Source organism: Roseateles sp. P5_E8 (assembly GCF_054177665.1).
Genome location: NZ_JBGCUM010000006.1, coordinates 12,969 through 38,422, shown reverse-complemented (window position 1 = coordinate 38,422; position 25,454 = coordinate 12,969). Strand labels below are relative to the sequence as shown.

The 25,454-nt window shown below is 68.2% G+C and carries 20 protein-coding genes; 17 read left to right on the top strand and 3 right to left on the bottom strand.

The genetic code is table 11. The features are described 5' to 3' along the window. Window positions 1-2 precede the first annotated feature (2 nt). The 5 genes from ACXRVZ_RS05040 (at window position 3) to ACXRVZ_RS05020 (ending at window position 4,484) form a co-directional block, all read left to right on the top strand. Window positions 3-1,019 (top strand): cupin-like domain-containing protein, encoded by a 1,017-nt coding sequence (locus ACXRVZ_RS05040; protein ID WP_457420781.1) that lies wholly within the window; start codon window positions 3-5, stop codon window positions 1,017-1,019. Beyond that, window positions 1,016-2,563: a tryptophan halogenase family protein gene (locus ACXRVZ_RS05035; RefSeq protein ID WP_457420779.1), complete on the top strand. Its 1,548-nt coding sequence runs from the start codon at window positions 1,016-1,018 to the stop codon at window positions 2,561-2,563. The genes ACXRVZ_RS05040 and ACXRVZ_RS05035 overlap by 4 nt, the downstream gene beginning before the upstream one ends. Before the next feature lie 151 nt (window positions 2,564-2,714). Continuing rightward, entirely contained in the window at window positions 2,715-2,876 is a 162-nt protein-coding gene (locus tag ACXRVZ_RS05030) for a hypothetical protein (RefSeq protein ID WP_457420777.1), read from the top strand. After that, window positions 2,873-3,964 carry a serine hydrolase domain-containing protein gene (locus ACXRVZ_RS05025; RefSeq protein ID WP_457420775.1) on the top strand — a complete coding sequence of 364 codons (1,092 nt, stop codon included), beginning with the start codon at window positions 2,873-2,875 and terminating at the stop codon, window positions 3,962-3,964. The genes ACXRVZ_RS05030 and ACXRVZ_RS05025 overlap by 4 nt, the downstream gene beginning before the upstream one ends. Window positions 3,965-4,052: 88 nt before the next feature. Then, window positions 4,053-4,484: a hypothetical protein gene (locus ACXRVZ_RS05020; protein ID WP_458232219.1), complete on the top strand. Its 432-nt coding sequence runs from the start codon at window positions 4,053-4,055 to the stop codon at window positions 4,482-4,484. 248 nt (window positions 4,485-4,732) lie between these two features. Here ACXRVZ_RS05020 and ACXRVZ_RS05015 read toward each other — a convergent pair whose 3' ends face one another. Together ACXRVZ_RS05015 and ACXRVZ_RS05010 are read right to left on the bottom strand one after the other, a co-directional pair. Continuing rightward, window positions 4,733-6,334, bottom strand: a complete 1,602-nt coding sequence (locus tag ACXRVZ_RS05015; RefSeq protein WP_457424726.1) for a rhamnogalacturonan lyase B N-terminal domain-containing protein — start codon at window positions 6,332-6,334, stop codon at window positions 4,733-4,735. 185 nt (window positions 6,335-6,519) lie between these two features. Continuing rightward, a complete protein-coding gene (locus ACXRVZ_RS05010) occupies window positions 6,520-7,395 on the bottom strand; it encodes a hypothetical protein (RefSeq protein ID WP_457424724.1) in 876 nt (291 codons plus the stop codon). 363 nt (window positions 7,396-7,758) lie between these two features. Here ACXRVZ_RS05010 and ACXRVZ_RS05005 point away from each other — a divergent pair, with 363 nt between their 5' ends. From ACXRVZ_RS05005 to ACXRVZ_RS04975, 7 genes are all read left to right on the top strand, one after another. Continuing rightward, window positions 7,759-8,457, top strand: coding sequence for a PEP-CTERM sorting domain-containing protein (locus tag ACXRVZ_RS05005; RefSeq protein WP_457424722.1), 699 nt, complete (start codon window positions 7,759-7,761; stop codon window positions 8,455-8,457). 367 nt (window positions 8,458-8,824) lie between these two features. Further along, the gene (locus ACXRVZ_RS05000) at window positions 8,825-9,604 is read left to right on the top strand and encodes a sugar transferase (RefSeq protein WP_458232233.1); all 780 of its coding nucleotides are present in this window, start codon (window positions 8,825-8,827) and stop codon (window positions 9,602-9,604) included. Beyond that, window positions 9,604-10,590 (top strand): NAD-dependent epimerase/dehydratase family protein, encoded by a 987-nt coding sequence (locus tag ACXRVZ_RS04995; protein ID WP_457424720.1) that lies wholly within the window; start codon window positions 9,604-9,606, stop codon window positions 10,588-10,590. Before ACXRVZ_RS05000 ends, ACXRVZ_RS04995 begins: the two co-directional genes overlap by 1 nt. Next, a complete protein-coding gene (locus ACXRVZ_RS04990; RefSeq protein ID WP_457424718.1) occupies window positions 10,587-11,732 on the top strand; it encodes a radical SAM protein in 1,146 nt (381 codons plus the stop codon). The genes ACXRVZ_RS04995 and ACXRVZ_RS04990 overlap by 4 nt, the downstream gene beginning before the upstream one ends. A 56-nt stretch (window positions 11,733-11,788) precedes the next feature. Next, the gene (locus ACXRVZ_RS04985) at window positions 11,789-12,607 is read left to right on the top strand and encodes a hypothetical protein (RefSeq protein ID WP_457424716.1); all 819 of its coding nucleotides are present in this window, start codon (window positions 11,789-11,791) and stop codon (window positions 12,605-12,607) included. Between the two features lie 2 nt (window positions 12,608-12,609). After that, entirely contained in the window at window positions 12,610-13,809 is a 1,200-nt protein-coding gene (locus tag ACXRVZ_RS04980) for a glycosyltransferase family 4 protein (RefSeq protein WP_457424714.1), read from the top strand. Then, entirely contained in the window at window positions 13,806-14,921 is a 1,116-nt protein-coding gene (locus ACXRVZ_RS04975) for a glycosyltransferase family 4 protein (protein WP_457424712.1), read from the top strand. Before ACXRVZ_RS04980 ends, ACXRVZ_RS04975 begins: the two co-directional genes overlap by 4 nt. A gap of 10 nt (window positions 14,922-14,931) precedes the next feature. Here ACXRVZ_RS04975 and ACXRVZ_RS04970 read toward each other — a convergent pair whose 3' ends face one another. Continuing rightward, window positions 14,932-16,533, bottom strand: coding sequence for a hypothetical protein (locus ACXRVZ_RS04970; RefSeq protein ID WP_457424710.1), 1,602 nt, complete (start codon window positions 16,531-16,533; stop codon window positions 14,932-14,934). Window positions 16,534-16,586: 53 nt separating this feature from the next. On the opposite strand from ACXRVZ_RS04970, the gene ACXRVZ_RS04965 reads away from it, so the two are divergent. From ACXRVZ_RS04965 to ACXRVZ_RS04945, 5 genes are read left to right on the top strand one after another with little or no spacing between them, the layout of a single operon-like run. Further along, window positions 16,587-17,846, top strand: coding sequence for a lipopolysaccharide biosynthesis protein (locus ACXRVZ_RS04965; protein WP_457424708.1), 1,260 nt, complete (start codon window positions 16,587-16,589; stop codon window positions 17,844-17,846). Next, window positions 17,843-19,318 carry a GumC family protein gene (locus ACXRVZ_RS04960; protein ID WP_458232218.1) on the top strand — a complete coding sequence of 492 codons (1,476 nt, stop codon included), beginning with the start codon at window positions 17,843-17,845 and terminating at the stop codon, window positions 19,316-19,318. Before ACXRVZ_RS04965 ends, ACXRVZ_RS04960 begins: the two co-directional genes overlap by 4 nt. Then, window positions 19,315-23,013 carry a WD40/YVTN/BNR-like repeat-containing protein gene (locus ACXRVZ_RS04955; protein ID WP_457424704.1) on the top strand — a complete coding sequence of 1,233 codons (3,699 nt, stop codon included), beginning with the start codon at window positions 19,315-19,317 and terminating at the stop codon, window positions 23,011-23,013. Before ACXRVZ_RS04960 ends, ACXRVZ_RS04955 begins: the two co-directional genes overlap by 4 nt. Further along, entirely contained in the window at window positions 23,010-24,524 is a 1,515-nt protein-coding gene (locus tag ACXRVZ_RS04950; protein WP_457424702.1) for an O-antigen ligase family protein, read from the top strand. The genes ACXRVZ_RS04955 and ACXRVZ_RS04950 overlap by 4 nt, the downstream gene beginning before the upstream one ends. Then, a complete protein-coding gene (locus tag ACXRVZ_RS04945) occupies window positions 24,496-25,452 on the top strand; it encodes a glycosyltransferase family 2 protein (RefSeq protein WP_457424700.1) in 957 nt (318 codons plus the stop codon). The genes ACXRVZ_RS04950 and ACXRVZ_RS04945 overlap by 29 nt, the downstream gene beginning before the upstream one ends. Window positions 25,453-25,454 lie beyond the last annotated feature (2 nt).

Genomic DNA, 25,454 nt, shown 5'->3' with positions numbered 1-25,454 from the left:
CCATGCGAGCAGTACCCGCCTGGACCGGGGCGTTTGACCCCAACGACCTACCCGCCGAGCTGCTGACCGGCGACCGGCCCTATGTGGTGCGCGGCGCCTTTGCGCACTGGCCGGTCGTGCAGGCGGCCCGCCAGTCCGACGAAGCCCTGGCCCGCTATCTGATGGGCTTCTACAACGGCGTGCGTATCGGCCTTTTCCAGCTGGCGCCCGAAGCGCGTGGCCGCGTCTTCTATGCCGACGAGACGCTGACCGGCTTCAACTTCAGCCGCTACGCCGCCACGCTGGACCAGGTGCTCAACGGCCTGCTCGGCCTCAGCGCAACGCCCGAGCCCCCTGCCCTCTACGTTGGCTCGACCACGGTGGACGCCGTGCTGCCGGGCTTCCTCGACGTCAATGCCCTCGGCCTGGGCGCGCAGGCAGCGAGCCAGGCCCTCGTCAGCCTGTGGCTGGGCAACCGCACCCGCATCGCTGCCCACTACGACCTGCCCGACAACCTCGCCATCGTCGCTGCCGGCCGGCGCCGCTTCACCGTCTTCCCGCCCGAGCAGCTAGCCAACCTCTACATGGGCCCGCTCGACCCGACCCCGGCCGGCCAGCCCGTCAGCCTGGTCGACTTTGAGAAGCCCGACTTCGAGCGCTTCCCGCGCTTCGCCCGTGCGCTGGACGCCGGCGAGACGGCCGAGCTTGAGCCCGGCGACGCCATCTTCATCCCCAGCATGTGGTTCCATCACATCGAGGGGCTGGCGCCGGTCAACCTGCTCATCAACGCCTGGTGGCGCCAGACGCCCGAGTACGTCGACTCGCCGCTGAGCACGCTGCACCTGGCGCTGATGACGCTGCGCGACCTGCCCGTGAAGGAACGCCGCGTCTGGCAGCACCACTTCCAGCATTTCGTCTTTGGCGCCGATGACAGCACCTGGGCCCACATCCCCGAGGCCGCCCGCGGCCTGCTCGGCCCCATCGATGACACCCTTTCGCGCCAGGCCCGCGCGCAACTCCTGACTCAGCTGAAACGATGAACACCACCACCAAGCCCTTCAACCGCGTCGTCATCGCCGGTGGCGGCACCGCCGGCTGGATGATGGCCGCGCTCATGAGCAAGCTGCTCGGCAAGCACCTCGACATCAAGCTGGTCGAGTCCGAGGAGATCGGCACCGTCGGCGTCGGCGAGGCCACCATCCCCGCGCTGCACACGTATCACAACCTGCTCGGCATCAACGAAGCCGAGTTCATGGCGGCGACCAATGCGACCTTCAAGCTCGGCATCGCCTTCGAGGGCTGGAAGAACATCGGCGAGGACTACTTCCACTCCTTCGGCTCGACGGGCAACGACCACTGGAGCGCCGGCTTCCAGCATTTCTGGCTCAAAGGCCGCGCCGAAGGCATCGCCAAGACCTACACCGACTACAACCCCGAGACGGTCGCCGCCTTCGCCAACCGCTTCGCCCACCTGCCGCGCAATGGCCTGAACTACGCGTACCACATGGACGCCGGCCGCTACGCCAAATACCTGCGCGCGATGAGCGAGGGCTATGGCGTGCAGCGCATCGAGGGCAAGATCGCCGCGGTGCTGATGGACGGCCCCGACGGCCGCGATGGCGACATTACCGCCTTGCAGATGCAGGACGGCTCACGCATCGATGGCGACCTCTTCATCGACTGCACGGGCTTTCGCTCCATGCTGATCGGCGAGGCCCTGGGTGTGGGCTACGAGGACTGGTCCTACTGGCTGCCCTGCGACCGCGCGGTGGCAGTGCAGACCGCCTCGGTGCGCGAGGCCTGGCCCTACACCCGCTCCATCTGCCACCCCTTCGGCTGGCAATGGCGCATCCCGCTGCAGAACCGCGTCGGCAACGGCCTGGTCTACAGCAGCAAGGAACTGAGCGACGCCGACGCGCCCGAGGTGCTGAAGAAGAACGTCGAAGGCGAGCTGCTGATCCAGCCGCGCGTCATCAAGTTCCTGCCCGGCCAGCGCGACAAGGTCTGGCACCGCAACTGCGTCGCCGTTGGCTTGGCCAGCGGCTTCGTCGAGCCGTTGGAATCCACCAGCATCCACCTCATCCAGCGCGCCGCCATCCGCCTGATGCAGACCTTCCCGCAGGGCGGCATCCAGCAGGCCGACGTCGACGAGTTCAACCTGCAGTCCAAGCGCGAGCTGGAGCACATCCGCGACTTCATCGTGCTGCACTACACCGTCAACGAGCGCACCGACTCCAAGCTCTGGAAGCATGTGCGCGAGATGGAGCTGCCCGCCACGCTGCGCCACCGCATTGACCTCTTCCGCGAGACGGGCCGTGTGTTCCGCACCAGCGACGAGCTGTTCGCCGAGAACTCCTGGGTCCAGGTCATGATGGGCCAGGGCATCACGCCCGAGCGCTACCACCCGGTGGCCGACCTGATGGGCAAGCAGGAGCTGAGCACCTTCCTCGGCGACATCCACCTCAAGGTCTCGCGCACCGTGGCCGGCCTGCCGCAGCACCAAGCCTATGTCGAACAGCTGTGCGCGCCGTATCGCAATGCGACGTTGGCGCAGCTGGCGGCAGTGCCGGCGCGGGTGACCTGATCAGCGGCGACCGACCGCATCGACGGGCGCCGCCTACGGGCTAGACTGGCTCACGCCACGATCTGGGGGAGCCATGCACAGTGCCGCCACGAGCCCCCCCGGAACCGCAGGTGAACGCCGCGCGACGCCGCGCCGCCACCGGCCGGGCGGCATGACGCTGTCCCTCGGCATCGCCTTGCTGCTGGCCGCGTGTTCGACGCCGACCGTCGCGCCGCCTTTCACGACGGCCATGCCCGAGGAGGTTGGCCTGTCCAGCGAGCGGCTGGCGGGCATCGATGCCTTCATCGCGAGCACAAGGTCGCCGGCGCCGTGACGCTGGTGGCACGCCGCGGCAAGCTGGTGTCGCTCAAGGCCCATGGACTGGCGGATATGGAAGCGCAGCGCGCGATGCGCGTGGACGACCTGTTCCAGCTGCAGTCCATGACCAAGCCGATCGCGACCGTCGCGGCCTTGCAATTGATGGAGCGCGGTCTGCTGCGCCTGTCCGACCCGGTCGAAAACTTCCTGCCGGAGTTCGCCAACCTGCAGGTCGCCGTTGCGCGCGAAGGCGCACCCGGCGGCTTTGATCAGGTCCCGGCCTTGCGGCCGATGACCATTGCCGACTTGCTGACGCACCGCGCCGGCTTTGCGGGATTGCCACCGCGCGACACGCCAGGCGCCCACTTGCAACGCGAGGCCCTCGCCGGCCTGCCGGCAAACCGCAACTTCACGCTCCAGCAGTACGTCTCGCGCCTGGCCACGGTGCCGCTGGACGCGCAGCCCGGCGCCGGGTTCCGCTATGGCCCGGCCACCGTCGTGCTCGGCCGCATCATCGAGGTCGTCACGGGCCAGCCACTGGACGTGGCGCTCCAGGCGCAGATCTTCGGCCCGCTGGGCATGAACGACACCTCCTTCCGCGTGCCCGAGGACAAGCGCGCCCGCGTCGTCCCGGCGTATGCGCTCAAGCCGGGCCAGGGCCTGGTGCGGCTGCCGCTCGACAACCTGGCACCGCTGTTCCTCTCTGCCGGCGGCAATCTGTTCGGCACGGCCACGGACTACCTGCGCTTCTGCCAGATGCTGCTCAACGGCGGTGAGCTGGACGGCGTGCGCATCCTCAGCCGCCAGTCTGTCGAGCTGATGCGCTCGACGCAGGTGGACAGCATCCCGCTGCCCTTCTTGCCCGGGCAGTCGTTCGGCCTGGGCGTGGCGGTGCGCAAGGCGGGCGATCCGACCGCGTGGCTGGGCTCGCCCGGCAGCTACGGCTGGAGCGGTGGCTACAACACCTATTTCAGGATCGACCCCAGCGAGCAGGTGGTCTTCGCGCTGTTCGTGCAGCTCGACTTCTCACCCTTCCAGCTCGAGTTGCAGCACGGCTTCCACGATGCCGCCGTGCAGGCATACCTGCCCGCCGCGCCTCGCTGAAATGCAGCCTCGGAGGCTGAGCGCGAATCGCGGCTCCTGGCCAGAAGAAGCCGGTAGGCAAAGTCTGCTTTCGGGTAGGCTAAATCTCATGAGAACCATTGCCTTTGCCGCGCTGGCGTCGTTGTTGGTGTTGGCCTGTGCAATCGCAGCTGGCTATCTATGGTGGGCACAGCCCACCGTTTCAATCGAGAGGCAGGGCGCGCGTTCCGTTGTGGTTCACACGGAGCTGCTCGGAGACTATCCGTCTGACGTTGGGTCGATTCAGATCAAAGAGGCAGCGTCGGAAAAGACGGTTTGGAGCGCATTGCCGGAAGGCGAGATGGTGCAGATCCATTCCTTTGTGCTCAGAGCCGGAACCAACGATTGGAGACCAAGCGTGTTTTGGGGGCGCTTTCGCCCGGCGAGTACCGGCGAAGCTGCGACGTTCAGTTTGGACTCTGGTGTAAGGTACATCGTTCGCGTGTGTGCGCCCTCGGTCTTCCCGCTATGCCGGTCGGAAACCTTTGTCTTCGACGAATAGCCTAGGTGGCGGGAGCGCGGAGGGCGGTCCCCAGCGGTTCCTTGCGACGTTCGGCCGCCCGTCTGCCTCCTCCCGCAAGCTGCTGGTTAGACCCGCGCGTTCAACGGCAGCTTTCCGGCGGTCACATCACCAGGACCGACTTCCGCTCTGGGTCGAAATCCGACCTCGACATCTTCAGCTCGCAGCCACCCAGCAGGCTCCATTAGGACGGGCGAAACGCCGACCAAGGCGCCCCGCCCTCTGCGCCGTCAGTACATGTCCACGGCGTCCACCGCAAACCCCGCACTCAGGAACGCCGTGCTGCCGCTGCCCGATGCCGCGTTGATCGTCAGCGTGTTCGTGCCCGCCACGAAGGCGCTGGCCGGCACGCTGTAGCTGAACGTCGTGTTGTTGCCGCGGTAGGTGCCGATGGTCAGCGAGCGCGAGTCGGGCTGGGTCGACGGGCTGGGCACAGCAGACGTCCAGCCATTCACCGTGATCTGCGGCCTTGCGTTGGCGTAGGCCGCCGAGATGCCGATGCGCACCGTGCGCGCGGCGAGCTGGGCGCTGGTCAGCGTGAACGTGATCTTGGTGCCGCTGTTGACGTCCTTCCAGATCGCGCCGGGGAACTTGTTCGTGGCGCTGCCCACGGCGTAGGTGACCGGGCCCCACGACGGGTTGCGCGAGTCCGACGGATGTCGCACGTTGAAGGTCTGGCCGTTGAGGAACTCCAGCGGCGTGCCGTCCCAGTTGCCCACGCGCCAGAGCACGCTCTGCGCCGACGGGTCGGCCGTGATGGCGCGCGTGTTCAGCGTCGTCGTGCCACCGCTGGCCACCGACACCTGCTCGGTGAAGACGCCCAGCTCGCCCTTGTAAACGGTCATCGTGTAGGTGCCCGGCTTCATGTTGGCGACGGTGACGGCGCCGCTGCTGGAGGCCGTGCCCCAATGCTGCGCCGTGCCGTTGGCAAAGCCCACCGTGTAGGTATAGGCCGTGTCCATGCTCGACAGGCCGTTCAGCACCACCTTGCCGCGACCGCTGACCCAGCCCTGCAGGCCCAGGCTGGACATCCAGCTCATGTCCGGCGCGGCCGGCGTCGATCCCGTCGTGAACACCAGCGCATAGGGGCCGTGCAGGCCCATGCGGTGGGCCTCGGTCTGGTTGTGGCCCGAGTTCATGTAGTTGTAGACCTCAGTGTCGCCGCCGCTCTGGTTCTGGATGTCGCGGAAGAAGGGGCCGCCCGAGGCCGACTCGCGGTTGCCATAGGCCATGAACACGCCCACGCCGCTGCCCGTCACCCCGCGCACGGCGAGGTCCTTGGCGCGCTGGTTGCCGTAGTACTTGGAGCGCGAGGTGCCGTCGCTCATGCCGAACACGTCGCTGCTCTCGATGGCGCCGGTGTTGCTGCGCAGGTTGGACTCGGCCGGCACGCCGGTGAACACGCTGCCATTGAGCCGCGTGATCCAGCGCAGCTCGCCCACCGCCGGCTCGGCCGTGACGTGGGTGGCCATGTAGATGACGTTCTCGTTGCGCCGCACGACGAGGTAGTGCTTCAGCGTGGAGGCCGTGATGGTGATGACGGCCGTCGTACCCGAGGGCGACAGCGCGTAGGTGGCCGGTGCGCCCAGGCCCGAGCTGATGTGGGAGAACTTGGTCTGGCCCTGCAGCTCAGCGCCGGCATTGAGCTTGATGGACGTGATGTCGCCACTGCTCTTGTTGACCTTGAACACCAGGCCCGCACCGCTGTCGACGGTGAGCACGCCGCTGGCGTCGGTGACGCCGAAGGCGGCCAGCGCCGACGTGGAAGAAAAAGTACAGGCGGCCGCAGCCAGGCCGAGCGCCGTCAGGCGCCCGCGCAGGGGGAAGTTCATCGGTAGTCTCCAGTCGTTGTGGTCCGCAGGCCGGCGTGTAGCGCCGCTGCGGTGCCGCGCCCTGTACTGCCGGTGCGGTCAAGCGCAGTCTAGGAAGCGATGCAAGCCATCGCCCTCAGGCGCGCTACCGAGAAACGCCATTCACTCAGCCGATTGATTGCAGGCAGGGTCTGCACAGCCCCTCCCTATCGACAGCCGGTAACGGGAGGCGGTGCCGGCGGCGGCGGGATGTCGCTGCGGCCCAGTTGTTGGGCCAGATCGGCGCCCTGCTGCCAGGCGGCGGCTGAGTCGCTGCGCGTGAGTAGCAGCGTCGCCGCGTGCGCGCAGGCCGCGCCGATGGCGTGGGTCGGGCCGTAGTGGCCGCAGGCGTTGGCCAAGGTGATGGACGGCGCAGGCGGCGCGGCCCAGGGCTGGTCGCGCAGCGGCTGCAACAGCGCCTCGCGCTGGGCCGGCAGCAGCGCCGGCGGCAAGGCGCGGCCGATGCGCTCGCCGAGAGTCAGGGGCTGCTCGTGCCAGTAGCGCGCGGCGGCGAGGCCCTGCCAGGCCTCGTCTGCGGCGGCGGGGTTCTCGTCCAACCAGGCCAGCCAGTGCACGGCGTTGTCAGGCTCCAGGCGCAGGCGCTCCTGCAGCAGTTCGCGGCGGCAGGCTGACGTGGCACAGGCTTCCGCAGCCCAGCGCAGCGCCTGTGCGTCCTGCGAGCGCAGGGCGGCCTGGCGCACCTGCTCGGCCCAGGCCGCGTCGTCGTCGGCGGGCTTCTGCATCAGCAGGGCCAGCACGGCATCGCCGCCCGCGCCGCTGGCCAGCGTGGCAACCGCGCGCTGCAAAGCCATGGCCTGGTCGTGCGGGCGAAGTGGCGGCGCGGGCAGGCAGTCTCGCGCGGGCGACACGTCCGCCTTCAACGGCGTGGGCTGGCTGGCGGCCACTGGCTCGACGGGCTGCGCCACTACCGCGTCGACCGGCGCAACGGCTGGCGCAACGACTGGCGCGTCTTCAGGCCACGCACACCAGATCGCGGCCGCGCCCGCAAGGGCAAGCAGAACGAGCAGGTGGCGGATCGACATGGATCGCTATTGAAACCGATGCGCGCGCCGACTCTTGCCCCCCGCAAGTCCGGGGGTCTGTTCAAGCCGGATGACTAGGACTCCGCCACGGGTGTTGGCGTTTCGGGATGAACCGTGACAGCAGGCACGCACCAATTCGGCATGCACGCTTGGCCATGCATCCCCCAAGGCGCGAGCTCGATACGGCCCGCCACCGCGCACGCCATAGGTGCAGATGCAGGTTCTTTGCACCGGAAAAAACGCTTCATCAAACTTGATGAAGTCAGCATCCCGCCCGATCCCGGGCACTCATTTGTAGGGGTACTCAGTCACATCTGGCCGCATTAGTCTCGTTGCACAAAGCGTTTTTTCTTGGGGGCCTTCATGAACGTTCGTGCGATTGCTGTTGCTGTTTCGGCGTGCTGTGCAGCAGGTTCGGCCTCTGCCGCATTCATTGCTGTCGACTACGGTTCGTACACCGTCGTTTACGACGATTCGACCGGGTTTGGAGCTCCAACGTTCAACGGCGAGAGTGGATCATCCAAGTCATTTGGCTGGTCCATTCCCAGCAGCTTCAACAGCGTCAATCCCGCCGGGCCGGTGTTCAACCTGCCGCAGTTCCTGATCAAGGCCAATACCGGCTTTGCATTGAATGGCCCCGTGGAGCTGTTCGTCGGCAACTTCGTCTTTTCAGAGACCAACAGCCCCAGCAGCGTTGCAACCACAAGCGCATTGCTGACGGGTTGGGCAGTCAAGGATGAAGACTACGGTGCTGCGGCACTCGTATTGAAGGACCTCGACCGCACGGTGATCGCCTCGGCGGACCCGCTGACGATAGGCACGTACAGCGGCACGACGACGGCGGCAGCGGGCAGCTTTTCCAACCTTGGCTTCTGGAACGGCCAACTGACCTTCAGCGCGGCGGGCGGGTACTCGGCCGCCGTGGTGAGCCAGGAGCAAAACCTGTTCAAAGTCAGCCTGGTCTCGGCAGCCGTCGTGCCTGAGCCCGCGACCGTCTCCCTGATGCTCGTGGGCGGCTTGGCCATTGGGGCCCTGGCCCGGCGTCGCCGCACGGCGCCTTGATGGGCGGTCCTGGCACTCGTTTCTTGATTGGCGAAATGTTCACCGTTATTGCCAAGCGCAGGCACTGAAAGGGTGAAGGTAGGCGATTGATTCTCAGAGACAGGCTTTAGATGCGCTCCCGGAATTGGCAGGCTGAACCGCTGACGGCGCTAACGACCGTATGGCGCTTGTTCGGTCGCACCCCAAATCCGGCGGAATAACTCCAACCATTGCCACCCCTGGAAAGGGCATTGCCGGCAGGCAGTCTCGCCGCGCGTTTGCCTGAAGAAATCGAATAAAAGCGATAGAGAGACTGGTCTGGATATTGCATGTCGTCTGTTGCGACTTGCCGGTGCCACTGCCAGCAGTGCTGGTGTTTGTATTGGCAATGTTTTCGCAGCCCGTAGTAATCGCTGCGTTGCATTCGAATTGCTCGCGCAGCCTTTTCCAGGATGCTCGCATGATTGATTCAGCTCAATTTCAAACTGCGGAATCAGAAGTCGACCACTTCGGTTCACTGCGAATGTCGCCGGCGCATGCGCCAGCAACACGCGGCGCTTCTCGATGGCTGAAGCGGTGCTTCGAAGTCATGTTCGCGCTGGCGGTGCTGGTCATTGCGTCGCCAGTCATCCTGCTCATTGCCATCATCATTCGGCTGGACAGCCCAGGCCCCGCCCTGTTCTTCCAGAAGCGCCTCGGCAAGGACGGCAAGACCTTCACCTTCCTGAAGTTCCGCACGCTCTATGTCGACGCCCGGCAGCGCTTCCCCGAGTTGTATGCCTACCAGTACTCGCCGGAGGAGCTCAGCGACCTGCGTTTCAAGGTTGACGAAGACCCGCGCGTCACCCGTCAGGGCACCTGGCTGCGGCGCACCAGCCTGGATGAGCTGCCCAACTTCTGGAACGTGCTGACCGGCGACATGGCGCTGGTGGGGCCGCGACCGGAGATCCCCGAAATGCTGCCCTACTACAAGGGCGACATGTTGCTGAAGTTCAGCGTGCGGCCGGGGGTCACGGGCCCGGCGCAGATTTCAGGGCGTGGCCGCCTGACCTTCTTCGACACGGTGGGCTTCGATCTGGACTACGTCCGCAAGCAGTCATTTCTCTATGACATGCAGATCCTGCTGACCACGCTGCGCAAGGTGCTGGTCCAGGACGGAGCTTTCTGATGCTCCCGCTCGAATCTCCCACCGGGGCGCCGTTACGCGTATTGATCACCGGTGCGGGCGGCTTCATCGGTGCCGCCCTGGTGCGCCGGCTCACCACGCTGGGCGCCGAAATCACCGCCGTAGCGCGCCGCCCGGGGCGGCTGGACGCAGACGCCAACGCCTACCGCTATGTGCCTTGCGACCTGCGGTCCGTGGAGCAGATCCGCGCCGTCGTGAAGGAGGCGCAGCCGCAGTTGGTGTTCCATCTCGCGGCGCACCCCGACGGCGCCGAGGACTGCGAGCACACGCAGTCCGTCATCCAGCACAACATCGTCGGCCTGTCCCATCTGCTGGATGCTTTGCTGACCCTGCCGGCGGTGTCCTTGATCTATGGCGACTCGGCCAAGGTCTATGGCAATGGCGCCGTGCCCTACCGCTCCGATCAGGCCCTGGAGTCCTTGTCGAGCTACGCCGTGTCCAAGGAAACGGGCTGGCGGCTGATCGATGTCTATCGCCGGGTGCACGGCCTGCAGGCGGCCGGCCTGCGTCCGACGCTGGTGTACGGGCCGGGTCAGGGCTTCAACCTGTTCACCTACCTGATCAATGCCGTCAATTCGGGCCGGGAAGAAATCGCCCTGGACGGTGGCGCGCAAACCCGCGACCCGCTGTTCATCGACGATGTGATTGACGCCTTCATTGCCGCGGCCTCGCATGTGCGCCACATCAACGGCATGAATCTGCCGATAGGCGGCAATCGCGAGATGAGCGTGGCCGAGATCACCCACCTGACGGTGCGCCTGCTGGGCGGCCGCCAGAAGGTGATGGTGCGGCCCAGCTCGGTGCGGCCGACCGAAACCATGCGCAGCTGGTGCGACAACAGCGAGGCTAAGGCGTTGCTCAACTGGTCGCCCAGCGTCAGCTTCGAGGAAGGCCTGTTGCGCACGGCCGGCCTTTCACAACCCGCGGCTCAACCCGCAATGCTTGTCGCCCAGCGAGAGAACACATGACATTCGCCATTGCCGAGCGCCTGCTGAAGAAGGTCCCCCAATACACCCGCAACGCGCGGCACCTGAATTCGGTGGTGCAACACGGCACGCCGCGCAAATGGGCCAACCTCGCCAAGGTCGAGTACGAACGGATGCGCCGCAAGGTAAGGGTCGACAGCCACCCCTACCTGCTCATCATCGACCCATGCAACTTCTGCAACCTGCGCTGCCCCCTGTGCCCCACGGGGCTCAACGACCTGGGCCGTGAGCAGTCGATGATGTCGTTCGAGCATTTCAAGCACTACTTCGAGCCGCACCGCCCCTACCTGTTCGAGACCTATCTCCACAACTGGGGCGAGTCGATGATCAACAAGGAGGTGTTCCGCATGATCGACCATGCGCAACGCTCCGATGTCGGCACCAACCTGAGCTCCAACCTGGTGATCGCCACCAGCGACGACCTGGACAAGCTGATCGACAGCGGGCTGGAGTACCTCGTTGTCTCGCTCGACGGCGCAAGCTCTGAAACGTATTTGAAGTACCGCATCCGCGGCGACTTCGAACGCGTCGTTGACAACATGGCCGAGTTGATCCGGCGCCGCAATGCGCGGGGCAAGAAGACGCCTGTGGTCGAGTGGCAGTACATCGTCATGAAGACCAACGAGCACGAGATCCCCCAGGCCGAGGCCATGGCCAAGAAGCTCGGCGTCGATTTGATCCGCTTCATCCCGGTGGGCATGCCGTTCGAGTTCCGCGAGCGCAAGGAAGTGGCCGACCAGTGGTATCCGCAAAGCGTGAAGGGCCGCGTTGAAAGCGACCACACCGAACAGCAGTACGGCCAGGCCAACAAGCCCGCGCCCTGCTTCTACCTGTACCGGTCGATGGTGGTGAACCCGGACGGCGGTGTCTCGCCCTGCTGCGTGGTCTACCGCAAGAACCGGGACTTCGCGCAGCTCGACGAAGGGCCCATCGACGTCAAGGCCATCTTCAACAACGACAAGTTCGTCAGCGCTCGTTCGCTGTTCTCGGCGGAAGTCGTGGAGAAACGGCGGCCCACGGTCTGCGACACCTGCGACATCTTTGCCTATCACCCCAGCAAGCAGCGCGCGCCCTTGCCGCAGCGCCAGGGTGAGCCGATCCGAATCGAGCGCAAGAAGTCCTGAGTTGGCTTCGTCCCGGCACCTTTTGCCGGGCTGGCATTGCGCGTAATGTGGGGCTCATGACAAAAGAACAAGCACCGCCGCAATTTGGCGATACCGCTGTAAGGCTGGGATATCTGAGTGAAGGCCAGGTGCAGGACGTCCTGCAAGACCAGGCCCGCCGCCGCGAGGCCGGGGTGTCCAGCCCGATCGGCAGCTTGTTGCGCGAGCGCGGCCTGCTCACGCCGGAGCAGATCACGGCGGTGCTGCGCCAACTGGCCGGCGGAGACATGCCACTGTCCGAGGACGGCATCCGGCTGGCGGCGCGCCTCAAGGTGCTGCATGCCGCCGCCGGCAATGTGATTGGCGTCACCGGCACCCTGCCCGAGGACGTGTCGCGCACCACCGTCGAACTGGCCGTGGCACTGGCGGTGATGGGCCAGGGCCAGGTGCTGGTGGTCGACGCCAATGTGCGCGCACCCTCCCTGCACCAGTTGCTGGGCACGCAGCTGACGCCCGGCCTGGCCGAGCACATTGCCGCCACGGGCGCGCGCCCGCTGCCGCTGGTCACGCGCGTGCCCGCCCTGGGCGCCGTGCCCGCCGGCGGGCCGTTGCCAGACCTTGTGGCCTCCTGCATGTCGCCGGCCGCCGCCGCCGTGATTGAAGACTACCGGCAGAACTACCGCTTCGTGCTGGTGAACCTGGGCCACATCACTACCCAGCCAGAGGCCGCCGTCACGGCCTCGCGTTGTGACGGTGTGCTCATCGTGCTGCACGCCGGCCTCTCGCAGCGGCCCGAACTCAACGACATGCAGCGCATGCTGGACGGGCTGAGGGTGAGCCGCTCCGGCATCGTCATCGCCCGGCCTGCCACGCGGCGCGAACGTAAAGCGGCCTGATCATGACGACAGCACTCGCCCTGCCGGCCCGCCAACCAACCGTCGCCAGACCGAGCGTCCGCCGCATCGGCGTGCTGCACCTGATCCACACCATGGCCTACGGCGGCGTGGAGACGGCGGTGCTGAACTGGATACGGGCGCTGGACCGCGAACGCTTCGACGTGCACCTGGCCTGCTTCGCCAACCCGGGCGGCACCGAGCAGCCTTTCGTCGACGCCGCCGAGCGCCTGGGCATCCCGGTCGCCCGCCTGCCCTGGCACCGCGGCAAGCCGGTGCTGCGTGCGGCGCGCGGGTTGGCGGCCCTCGCGGCGAAACGAGACATCAGCATCGTGCACGCCCACAACTGCTATGCCGACGTCGTCACGCTGGCAGGTTCTTGGCTGTCGGGCCGGGCCTTCCGCACCATCACGACGGCCTACGTGTGGTTCGACTACGACCACTGGAAGCGCAACCTGATCCAGTCCGTGGACGTCTGGGCCATGCGGCACTTCGACTGCGTCACGGCCCATTGCGAGAACACGCGGCTCGAGACGCTCAAGCGCGGCTTTGGCGAGGCCGAGGTGCGCACACTGATCTGCGGCTTCGAGACCCACCGCGCGGAGCTGGACGCCGCGACCCGCATGCAGCGCCGCGCTGAGCTGGGGGCGGCCGAGGGCCAGACGGTGCTCATCAACGTGGCCCGCTTCTACCCCGAGAAGGCCCAGGTCTTCCTGCTGGAGTGCTTTGCCCGGCTGCTGCAGCAGCGGCCCGGGCTGCTGCTGTGGCTGGCCGGCGTGGGGCCGCTGGAGGCCGAGATCCGCGCGGCGGCCCAGCGCCTGCAACTGGGCGGCAGCGTACGCTTCCTCGGCTTCGTGCCCGATCTGCCGCCGCTGCTGGCCCTGGCTGACATCCAGGTGCATCCGGCCCACATCGAAGGCGTGCCGCTGGCCATCTGCGAAGGCCTGGCCGCCGGCTTGCCCATCGTGGCGTCTGACGTCGGCGGCCTGCCGGAGATCCTGGCCGGCGGCCGCAACGGCGTGCTGGTGCCCGGGCTGGACGTCGAGCGCTTTGCCGCCGCCGTGCTCAGCCTGGTCGACGACCCCGAGCGGCGCCAGGCCCTGGGCGCGCGCGGGCGGCACTTCATCGAGAACGATTATTCGCTGCGCACCGCCGTGGCCCACGTGGAGGCCACGTACGACGAACTCAGCGGCCCCGCGCCATGAACGTCGGCATCTTCCTGGTGATGACCGGCCGGCAGGCCGGCGGACCCGAGACCTATGAGCGCTGCCTGGTGCATTCGCTGGCCCGCGTCGACCCGGACACGCGCTACCGGACCTACAGCCTCGACCCCACCGCGCCGGCGCTGCTGCCGCCGGCCACCGAGCGCATGCGCCACCAGGTGCTGAACTCCGGCCACCGGGTGCTGAGCACGGCGGTCGGCCTGCCGCTGGCGCTGCTGCGCGACGGCATCGACCTGCTGCACGCGCCCTTCACGCCGCCGCCGTTCTCGACACGGCCCTATGTCTTCACCCACCACTGCTTCAGCACCTTCAACCACCCGGAGTTCTATTCGCCGCCCATCCTGCTGCGCCTGAACACGCTGATCAAGCGCGGGCTGCGCTCGGCGCGCCGCATCGTCTGCGTGTCCCAATGCACGCTGGACATGACGGCCGACCTCTTCAAGCTGGACCGCTCGCGCATGCACGTCGTCTACAACGGCGTGGGCGACCAGTACGTGCCGACCGACCCGTCCGCCGCGCGCCGGCTGATGGCCGAGCGCCACGGCCTGGACAAGCCCTATCTGCTGTTCGTCGGCAAGCTGGAGGCGCGCAAGAATATCGTGCGCATGCTGGACGCCTTTGCGCGCTTCAGGCGCGAGGCCGGCGAGCCGGTGCAGCTGGTACTCGCCGGCCGGCGCACGCCCTTGAGCGAGGGGCTGGACGAGGCCATCCACCGCCTGGGCCTGAAAGACGACGTGGTCGAGATCGGCTATGTGCCCGACGAGGATCTGCCGCTGCTCTACGCCGGCGCGCAGGCCTTCGTCTTCACGACGCTGTGGGAGGGCTTCGGCATCCCGGTGATCGAGGCCATGTCCTGCGGCACGCCCGTCATCACATCCAACCTGTCCTCACTGCCCGAAGTGGCGGGCAATGCCGCCCTGCTGGTCGACCCCTACCGGCCCGAGGACATCGCCGAGGCGATGCTCAAGCTGTGGAAGTCCCCCGCGCTGGCGGCCCACCTGCGCGAGCGCGGCCTGGTCAACGCACGCCGCTTCAGCTGGGACGAAACCGCCCGGCAGACGCTGGCGGTCTACCGCGAGGCCGCCCATGCTTAGGGCAGCGCCCTCACTCGAAGCGCCAGCGCGAGAGCCACACCTCGCGCCGGCCTTCGGGGCGGTCGCGGCCGCCCTGGTCGGCGATCAGCAGCTTGCTGATCTGATCGACCTGCAGCACGCCATCGCGGCGCTTGGCGGGGTCGGGCTTGAAGCTGGCCAGGTCGATGCTCAGATCGGCCCAGTCGCTGCCCGGCTCGACCATGGCGAAGAAGGTCTCGCCGCCCTTCTCCTCCAGCTGCACGAAGATCGCGCCGGGGCGGTTGCTGCGCAGCCGCAGCGTCATTCGCGCGGTGGTCGCCGGCAACGTGGTGCCCAGCTCGCGCAAGGCCCAGACGAAGTCGCGGTGCCGGTTCTCGAAGCTCCATTGCGCCACGCCATCGGGCTTGAGTTCCATGCGGCTGCCGCCGCCGGCCTGGAACAGCTGCTGCTCGCTGCTGAAGCCCACGTCGAAAGCCGCCTTGGTGGCGGGAACGCGGGCCGGCAGAGCCGGCGCGGCCGAGGCCACGGGGGCGCTCTCCACCCGGCCGCCAAGCGCTCGCTTCCATTCCTCCAGCGCCGGCTTGGGCTTCACGTCGCCGTCCCACAGGCCGATGTTTCGCCACATCAGGTTGACCTCGTTGTCGGGCTTGTCGCCGCCCATGCGCTCGTAGAGGCGGTCGTAGTCGACGGCCAGGAACCAGACCACGAACAGGTATTGGTCGCGCTCCGCAAACTGCGCGAGCTCCTTGACGTAGCGGGCCTGCAGGCCCGGGTCGCCCTTCATAGTCAGCTTGTTCTTGGGCATGTTGATGGTGCGCGTCAGGTAGCCGGTCTCGCAGATCGCGATGGGCTTGCTGGTGTAGCTGCGCAGCCAGTTCAGCGGCTCGCGCCAGGCCTCCTCGCCATCGCCCAGCGCCGGCTCGCCGAAACGTTCGCCGAAGGGCGAGGCGTGCGGGTAGAAGCTCAGGCCGATGTAGTCGCTGGCGTCCACCAGCGCCTTGACGCGCTGCGCCACCTCGGGCTTGCGCAGGGACTGCAGGCCGAACGAGATGCCAATCTGCATCTGCGGGAATTCGCGCTTCAGCGCCGTGGCCACATGCCGATACAGCGCCTCGAACTGCGGCCAGCGCTTGGGCTCGCGGTTGGCCAGCTCGCCCGCCTCGATGCCCAGGTTCAGATAGGCCGGCTTGAACTGCCGCACCGCGCGGCGGGCGTATTCCAGGTAGGCCGCCTTGACCTTGTCGTCGTCCAGGGACGCGAATTTCAAGCTCCAGGGCAGCGGCACGTCCTTGTCGGTGCGGCCCGGCGCCAGGCTCTTGCGGTCCTTGGCCAGCGGCGTCAGGCCCAGGTAGACGGGGCGGCCACGCGGCACGGCGCGCAGCGCGTCGTCCCAGTCGTTCTGGACCTTCTTCGGCAGCGGCTTGCCGTCCATCACCTCCTCCCAGGGCAGGCCGTCGTCGAAGTGCAGCGCATGCACCGTGGCGTTGTCCTGCAGCAGCTCGGCCACCCGGCCCAGCGCCTGCGCCGTGGCGTCGTAGGGGAACGGCGTGAAACCGAACAGCGGCCGCGCCTGGCTGACGAAGGCCGCCGCCAGCAGCGCCAGCAGCAGCGCGAACTTCGAAACATGACTCATCGCTGGGTCTCCAGCCACGCGCCCGGCGGCGGCGGCAGTTGCGGGGGTGGGCGTTGAAGCGAAGCCTCTACCAGGCGGTGTGCGTCAGCCTGCCCAAGGGCCTGGGCGGCCTGCTGACGATTGTGCTCAACGGCGTGCTGCTGACGAGGATGACAGCTGCCGAGTTTGGTGTCTATGCGCTGTGTCTGCTGATTTGCACACTGGCCGACGGCGTCATCGGCTCGGCCGTCGACATGAGCGCGGTCAAGCTGGCCTCCGTGCACCGTTTGCAGGACAGCCGGCGCTCAGCCGCCATCGAGCAATGGGCGGCGCTCATCAAGATCGGCTTCGGCCTGCTGCTGCTCCTGGCGCTCAGCCCCTGGCTGGCGCCGCTGTCGACCGCGCTGTTCCACCGCGAGGACCCGCTCCTGCTGGCCCTCGCCCTCATCGTGGCCGTCGGCGTGCTGGCCATGCGCTCGGTGGCCCTCAACATGCAGCTCGCGCAGCGCTTCGAGGCCTATGCCGGGCTGGAGCTGTGGGCGCAGACGCTGCGCGTCGTCGGCATCCTGGCGGTGCTGCAGTGGTGGCAACCCAGCGCGCTGGCGCTGACGCTGGCGTCCGTCGCGGGCACCACGCTGGCCGTGCTGGGCGGCCTGCGCATCGCCCGCCTGGGCTGGCCGGCCGCGCCGCTGCGCTGGGCCGACGGCCGCGAGCTGCTGGTCTCGCTGCGCTGGATGCTGGCTACTTTTGCGCTGTCCGCCATCTATGTGCGGCTGGACCTGCTGGCGCTGACGCGGTGGTCCGGCATCGAGCAGGTCGGCCTGTTCGCCGCCGCCCAGGTGTTCGCCTTCGTGCCCGAGCTGTTTGGCATGTGGGTGGCGGTGGTGTTCAGCGGGCGGGTGCTGCCCTCGCATGCCGACGGCAGCCTGCGCCCCTTGATGCGCCGCGTGCAGGGCAGCATCGCCAGCCTTGCGGTCGTGGCGGCCTTGCTGACCTGGCTGCTGCTGCAATGGCTACCGGCCTGGATGCCCGCCGCCTTCGTGCGCTCGACCGACATCCTGTGGCCGCTGCTGCTGGGCGCGCTGGCCGGCATGGTGGCGCTGCCAGTCACCGTGCCCTTCGTGATGTTCTCGCGGCCGGGCTTCATCCTGAGCTACGACCTCGTCAGCCTGCCCCTGCTGGTGCTTGCCTACTACTGGGCCATCCAGCACTTCGGCGCCGTTGGTGCGGCCTGGGTCAGCGCCGTCAGCCGCATCATCAAATCGACTGCCTTGCAAGCCTGTGCCTGGGTGTGGGCGCAGCCGGGGCCGCGTGCCACCCTCTCGATGCAATGACCCCAAGCACCCCCGTCGACATGCCGAGCCTGATCGGCGCCAACCTGCTGAGCGATCTGGGCCGGGCCCTGCGCTATCACATCTGGCTGATCCTGGCCGTGGCGGTGGGCACGGTGCTGGTGGCCTATGCCTCCCTGCAGTTCATCAGCAACGAGTACGTCTCCTCCGCCCGCCTGCTGGTCAAGCTCGGGCGCGAGAACGTCGAGCTGCCCGTCACGGTCGAGAAGGGCGGCCTGCTGTCGACGGGCGTGCGCAAGGAGGAGATCAACTCCGAGATCCAGCTGATCGGCTCGCGGCCGCTGATCGAGGCCACCGTCGACCAGCTCGGCCTGCAGGCCTTCAAGCTGGAGCCCGCTGCGCCGGTCACCTGGTTCCAGCGAGTGAAGGCGCAGCTGCGCGGCATGGTGCGCGCCGTGAAGCAGCAGTTCCGCGAGGGGCTGATCCTGCTCAACCTGCGGCAGAGGCTGACCGAACGGGAAGAAGCCATCCTGCTGGTGCAGAAGACCCTGGCTGTCGAGCGCGAGAAGGATTCCGACGTCATCTCCGTGTCGGTGCGCCTGCCGTCGGACCTGCTGGCCATGCAGGTGGTCGACACGCTGCTGCAGCTCTACCTGGAGCGGCGCGTGGAGGTGCGGCGGGACCGCGGCATCAGCGACTTCTTCGACGAGCAGCTGGGCACGCTGAGGCAGCAACTGGGTTCGCTCGATGCCGGCAAGCAGCGCCTGCGTGACCAGGGCAAGATCTCGGGCATCAACGAGGAGCGCGGCCTGCTGCTGAGCCGCCTGCAAAACCTCTACGCGCAGATCGCCAACGACGAACGCGAGCTGCGCCTGCTGGCGCCCGCGCGCAGCCTGGCCGCCAGCGTGGCGCTGCCGCCGGCCCTGGCGGCATCGGCCGCGCTCAGCTCCTTCCCCAATGTGGAGCAGCTGCGCAGCAAGGTCACCGAGCTGCGCCTGCGCCGCACCGACCTGTTGCAGAAGTTCACCGAAGGCGCTGAGCCCGTCGAGCGGGTCGACAGGGAGATCGCGCAGATCGAGTCCACGCTGCGCCAGGCAGTGCAGGCCGAGCTGTCCGAGCACCGGGCGGTGTCCGGCGCCATCGAGCAGCGCCTGCTGGCGCTCAACGCGGGCGAGGTCGGGCTGGAGGTCATCGAGCGTGACCGCGGCCTCGTCCAGCAGAACTACCTGAGCTATGCCAAGCGTCGCGAGGAGGCGCGCATCTCCGAGGCTCTGGACCTGCGCCGCGTCTCCAACATTGCCGTGCTGGCCAAGGCCGACAAGCCCATCGAGCCCGTCGCGCCGCGCAAGATGCTGATCATCGGCCTGGCATTCCCCTTCGGGCTGCTGGCGGGCTTCGGCATTGCGCTGCTGCTGGAGTACCTGAACCAGACCATCCGCGATGAGCGCGACCTGTCGGCCGCCGACCGCGCGCTCTTCCTGGGCCTGTTGAGAACCTTTCGGGGGCCGCCATGAGTCATCAACGATCACGGCTGATGCCGCTCTGGCTGCTGGTCATCGCACTGGTCAGCCTGCTCGGCCTGCGCACGACGCGGGCGCAGGCGGCTACGTGGTCGCCGATGGGGCCGGACAGCGCCACCGTGCTGACCGCCGCCCACCAGCCGGGCAATGGCGCGGTGATGCTCGCGGGCACCTATTTCGGCGGGCTCTACCGCAGCAGCAACTGGGGCTACACCTGGGCGCCCATCGACGGCGGGTTCACGGCATCCGCCGTGTTTGCGCTGCAGTTCGACGCGCGCCAGCCCGGCCGCGTCTACGCCGGCATGTTCCGCGACGGCGTCTGGCGTTCCGACGATGCCGGCCTGACCTGGGCGCATCGCTCCGTGGGCCTGGCCGACGGCAACGTGCAGGCGCTGGCCATCGACCCGACGACATCGTCCCGCGTGCTGGCTGCCACGGCCAGCGGGCTCTACCTGAGCGACGACGCGGCAGGCAGCTGGACGGCCGTGCCGTCGCTGGCCGGCGTCATCACCCGCGCCATCGCGCACGACCCGAAGAGCCCGTCCACCGTCTACCTCGGCAGCGTGGGGCGTGGCGTGTTCAAGTCACTGGACCGCGGCAACACCTGGGCGGCCTTCTCGGGCGGCCGCACGTTCAACACCGTCAACGCGCTGAACTTCGACGCCCAGGGCCACCTCTATGCAGCCACCGACAGCGGCGTCTTCCAGCTGCCGGCCGGCGGCACTGTGTGGGTCAACCTGACGTTCGATCTGCCCAAGGATGTGACGGTGGTGCATCTGCTGCCCCACCCGACTGCGCCCAATGTGCTGTTCGTCGCGACGGCGGTCGGCACCTACGTGATCTCCAACTGGGCGACCACGCCCAAGTGGTTCCTGTGGAACATCGAGGGCTCGCGCTTCATCGCTTCCGACGAGAAGGGCCTGATCGTCCACGTGGCCGCGCAGATCGGCGCGATGCGCGCGACGACGGACTTCGGCACGACCTGGGTGCGGGCCGACCGGGGCATCCAGACCGCCTTCGTCGCCAGCATCGCCACCGGGCGCTCGGGCAGCAGCTGGCGCATGCTGGCGGGCACCGAGGCGGGCGTTACATCGCTGGACATCGGCCAGCCCTGGAAGACGGCGCTGAAGCTGAACCAGGGCGTGTTCGACCTCCAGTTCACCGGCAGCAACGTCTATGCGGGCACCGAAGCCAGCGGCATCTCGCGCAGCCTCGACGCCGGTGTCACCTGGGCGGACGCCAGCACCGGCATCGTGCCCAGCCGCGTGTCCGGCCTCAGCTACACCAGCGCCACCAGCACGCCCACGCTGCTCGCCGCCAGCGGCGCCGGCGCCTACCGCAGCACGGACGACGGCGCGACCTGGTCACCCATCCGGCTGACCGAGGTGTCCTATGTGCTGTCGGTGGCGGCGGACCCGGTGCGCGCGCCCATCGTCTGGCTGGGCGCCAGCAACGGGCGGGTCTACCGCAGCATCGACAGCGGCCAGCACTTCGGCTACTCCGGCAGCGGCCTGCCCGACGAGGACATCGTGCAGCTGGTGCATGCGCCGTGGGCGGCGGTCTACGCCGTCACGGCCAGCGGCAAGCTCTACTCGACGATGGACGACGGCGTCAGCTGGTTCCCCACCGCCAGCACCTGCGGCGCCCCGGCCGTGGCCTTGCAGGTGGACGCGACGCGGCCCTGGGTGCTCTACCTGGCCACGCGCGGCGGCGGCATCTGCAAGAGCGAATCCCGCGGCCTGAGCTGGGCGCCGGCCAACACCGGCATCACCCAGCCGACCTTGAGCGCCCTGTGGATAGACCCGCGCAACCCGCAGCAGCTGTGGGCCGGCGGCCAGGGGCGCGTGTTCCGCAGCACCAACGGCGGCCAGGCCTGGACGGCTCAGACGACCGGCCTGCCTGCGGGCCCCGTGACCGCCATCACCAGCGACCCGGTGGACAGCAGCCGGGTCCATGCCCTCGTCTACGGCGCGGGGCTGTATGAAAGCCGGGACAGCGGCAGCAGCTGGATGCTCAAGTCCAGCGCCGTCCCGGCCGCCAACGCGCTGACGCTGGTGACCCATCCGACGCAGCCGGGCAGGCTGTTCACCGGCACCCTGAACAGCGGCGTGCAGGGCAGCGGCGACTACGGCGCCACCTGGGCCGGCAGCAGCCGCGGCATGAGCCTGTTCGTGCGCTCCATCGCCGCCGACCCGGGCAATGCGTCAACGCTGTATGCCGGCACGCTGGACGGCTCGGTGTTCCGCAGCGGCGACGGTGCCACGAGCTGGGCGCCCGTTGCGCAGATCGCCCGCAACGTGTTCCGCGTGCGCAGCCCGTCGGCGCAGCGCGTGCTGGTCGGCACATCGTCGGGCGTCGTCGAAAGCCTGGACGGCGGCACCAGCTGGGCCACGCTGGGCCAGGGCGCGATGTACGTGATGTCCATGGCCAACGACCCGGCCGACGCGCACCGCGTCATGGTCGGCAGCGTCGCTGGCCAGGCCTGGCTGGGCGAAACCAGCGGGCTGAGTTCGCGCAGCGTCGGCGCGGGCCTGCCCGCCCTGGAATTGCAGGCCATGGCGGCCTGCCCCGACGGCAGCGTCTGGACGGCACCGGAGCGCGCCGGTGTCTGGCGCAGCAGCTTTGCGACGCCCGGCGCGTGGACCAACCCGGGCAGCGCGGGCCTCGGCAACGCGCAGGTGCTGTCGCTCGGCTGCGACCCGCGTTCCGGCCTGCTGTACGCGGCCACCAACGGCAACGGCGTCTGGCTGAGCCTGGACAAGGGCGCGAACTGGATCGCCATCAACCAGGGCCTGGTCGGCAACGTGGTGCGCGCCGTGCTGCCCAGCCCGACGAAGGCCTGGCAGGTCTGGGCGGCGGTGGGTGACGGCACGGTCTATCGCTCCGACAACGCCGGCCAGCAATGGGTCGTCGCCGGCAGCGGCCTGCCGGCCGGTGGCGTCAACCTGCTGGCGATGGGCCCCGACGGCGTGCTCTTCGCGGCCACCACCCAGGGCGTCTACCGGCTGCCCGCAGGTGGCAACACCTGGGTGGCGGCCACGGGCGCAGGGGCGGGTGCGATCTCGCTGCTGTGGGCCGACCCGCTCGTCAGCGGCAAGGTCTTCGCCGCGTCGGCCGGTGGAGGGCTGTACGGCAGCAGCGACGGCGGCGCCAACTGGCGGCTGTCTGCAACCGATGGCACCAGCGCCACGATGACGGCCATGGGCGGCAGCAGCGGCGCCGGCAGCCGGCTCTACCTCGGCACGGCCGGCACGGGCCTGGCGTGGAGCAGCGACGGCGGCGCAACCTTCGGCCAGGTGCAGTCGCCCGAGAGCCAGCCGCAGGTGGTGCTGGACATCGCCACCGACGCAACCGACGCACAGACCCTCTACCTCGCCAGCGGCGGCCAGGGCGTGCTGCTCAGCCGCGACGGCGGCGGCCACTGGGAGCTGGCCAACAACGGCCTGCACACGACGGGCAGCCTGGAGGTGCTGTGCCTGGCGCGCCACCCGACGCGCAGCGGCGAGGTCTATGCCGGCACGCGCGCCGGCGTCTTCGTCAGCCGCGACTACGGCGGCAGCTGGACGGCGATGAACCAGGGCCTGTTCAACAAGAACGCCACCGCGCTGCATTTCGACACCGTGCTGGCCGACACGCTCTACGTCGGCCTCGAGGGCGGCGGCATCTGGTTCTACGACACGCGGCCATGAGCTTCGCATCGGCACCCCATCGCGCAGCTGCTGCCTGGCACAAGGTGCTGGCGGTGGTGGGCGGCAGCGTCGGCGGCGGCACGTTGCTGACGCTGGGCAGCGGCGCGGTGTCGTCGCCGTGGGTGGTGCTGGCGATGCCGGTGGCGCTGACCGTGCTGGTGGTGCTGATGCTGTCGCCGACGCTGTCCTTCCTTCTGACCGCGCTGATCGTCCCCGTCGAGCGCCTCGGGCGGCTCACCGACGACAGCGCCATGTACACGATCTCGCTGATGCGCATCGTCGGCACCATCACGCTGGGCAGCCTGCTGCTGACGGCCCTGCTGCGCCGACAGCGCCTGTATTTCGGCAGCGCCTTCTGGGTCTACTCGCTGTACTTCGGCATCGCCATCACCGGCGTCTTCCACACCACCCACACGCTGGGCACGGTGCGGCATTGCGGCGCCATTCTGGGCAACCTGCTCTTCCTCTTCCTCGCCGTCAACCTGGGGCGCTCGCACAAGCTGGCGCGCAACGCGGTTGCCGTCTGGCTGTTCTCCACGGCCGCGGCCGGCATCTACACCATCCTCACCTGGCACTTCGGGCCCGGCGTGACCGAAGCGGGCCTGGGCGACACCGACTCGCGCTTCTCCACCGTGCTGAAGGACACCTCCGAATGGGAGGCCCTCGACACGGTCGCGCGTGCCACCGGGCCGACCTCGCATTCAGCCGTCTACGGCATGAACCTCATCACGTCGCTGCCGCTCTACCTGTACTTCCTCAAGCACATGGCCTCGCGGGCGTGGAAGTGGCTGATCCTGGTCGCCATCGCGGTCACGCTCTACAACGTGCTGCTCACCAACACGCGCGCCGTCATGCTCGTCGCCGCCCTCACCCTCGGCGTATGCGGCCTGCGCGGGCTGTACCGCGTCAGTGCCGGCGGCGTGGCCGTGGCGGTGTTCGCCGTGCTGGCGATGCTGCCGCTGGTGCCCAGCGCGATCTGGTCGCGCGTGCTCGACACCTCCCAGTACAGCGAGTCCAAGTCCGCCACGCTGCGGGCACGCTTCGAGTACTGGGAGGCCGGGCTGAGCATCATCAACGACCACTGGCTCACCGGCATCGGCGTGGGCAACCAGCTGGAAGTGCCCAAGCGCATCAACTTCATCAGCGCCGAGGAAACGACGGTGCACAACGAGTTCCTCTACACGGCCATGGAAGTCGGCGTCTTCGGCTGGCTGGTGTTCTTCGGCTTCGTGGCGCTGATGTACGCCGCGGCCCGGCGCGCCCAGCGCATGGCGCCGCACCGCCTGCCGCCGCGCGAGCTGCATGCCGACTTCTTCGTGGCCATCCAGGTGTCCATGCTGGCCACGCTGGTCTTCGGCCTGCAGGTCGACGTCTTTCATTTCCCGCTCAAGGGCTGGTGGCTGCTGGCTGGCCTGGCTTTTGCACAGTACCGAGCCATGGCAGACGCCGCACCGCTTCCACATCCGCCCGAGGCCACCGCCCATGTCCACACCCACGCCCTGGTTCGATAAGTCGTCAGACACCCCGCCCATCGCGCCCGGGGACACCACGCCCGTCGACATCTCCGTCGTGCTGGTGGGCCTGAACGCCTGCAAGTACATCGTTGAATGCATCGCCTCGCTGCGCGCCGCGAAGTGGCCCGGCTGCACCTTCGAGATCATCTACGTCGACAACGGCTCCAAGGACGACTCGGTCGCGCAGGTCAGCACGCTCTACCCCGACGTGGCCTTGCTGACCAACCCGGACAACCGCGGCTACTGCCCGGCGGCCAACCAGGGCTCGCGCATCGCACGCGGCAACTACCTGTTCTTCCTCAACGACGACACCATCGTGCTGGACGACGCCATCGCCCGGGCCATGCGCACCTTGCAGGCCATGCCCGCAGTGGGCGTGGTGGGAAGCCGGCTGCTCAACCTCGACCGCAGCGATCAATGGTCGGGCCGGCGTTTCCCGTCGGTCTGGTCGGCCTTCCTGGGCCGACGCTCCTGGCTGGCGCGCTGGCTGCCCGACGCCGCACCGCTGGCCGACTACCTCTGCAAGGCCGAGGTCGCGCGCGGCGAGCCCTTCGAGGCCGACTGGGTCAGCGCCGCCGCGCTGCTCGTCAGCCAGAAGGACTTCTGGGCCATCAAAGGCTTTGCCGAGGACTACTACTACTGGCACGAGGCGGTGTTCTGCGACCGCATGCGCGCCGCCGGCCGCAGCGTGGTGTTGGACCCGCAGTCGCTGATCATTCATTACGAGGGCAAGGGCAGCGGCAAGCGCACCTACCCCGTGCTGCGCTGGCATATCCGCGACTTCCACAAGGGCGCCTTCCGCTGCTTCTGCGAGCACTACGGCCTGTCGCGCCTGAACCCGCTGCGCTGGCTGGTGGGCGCCGGCCTCTACACGCGCGCCAGCCTGCTGCTGGCTGGCAACTGGTTCGTCGCACCCAGGAAGTGAGC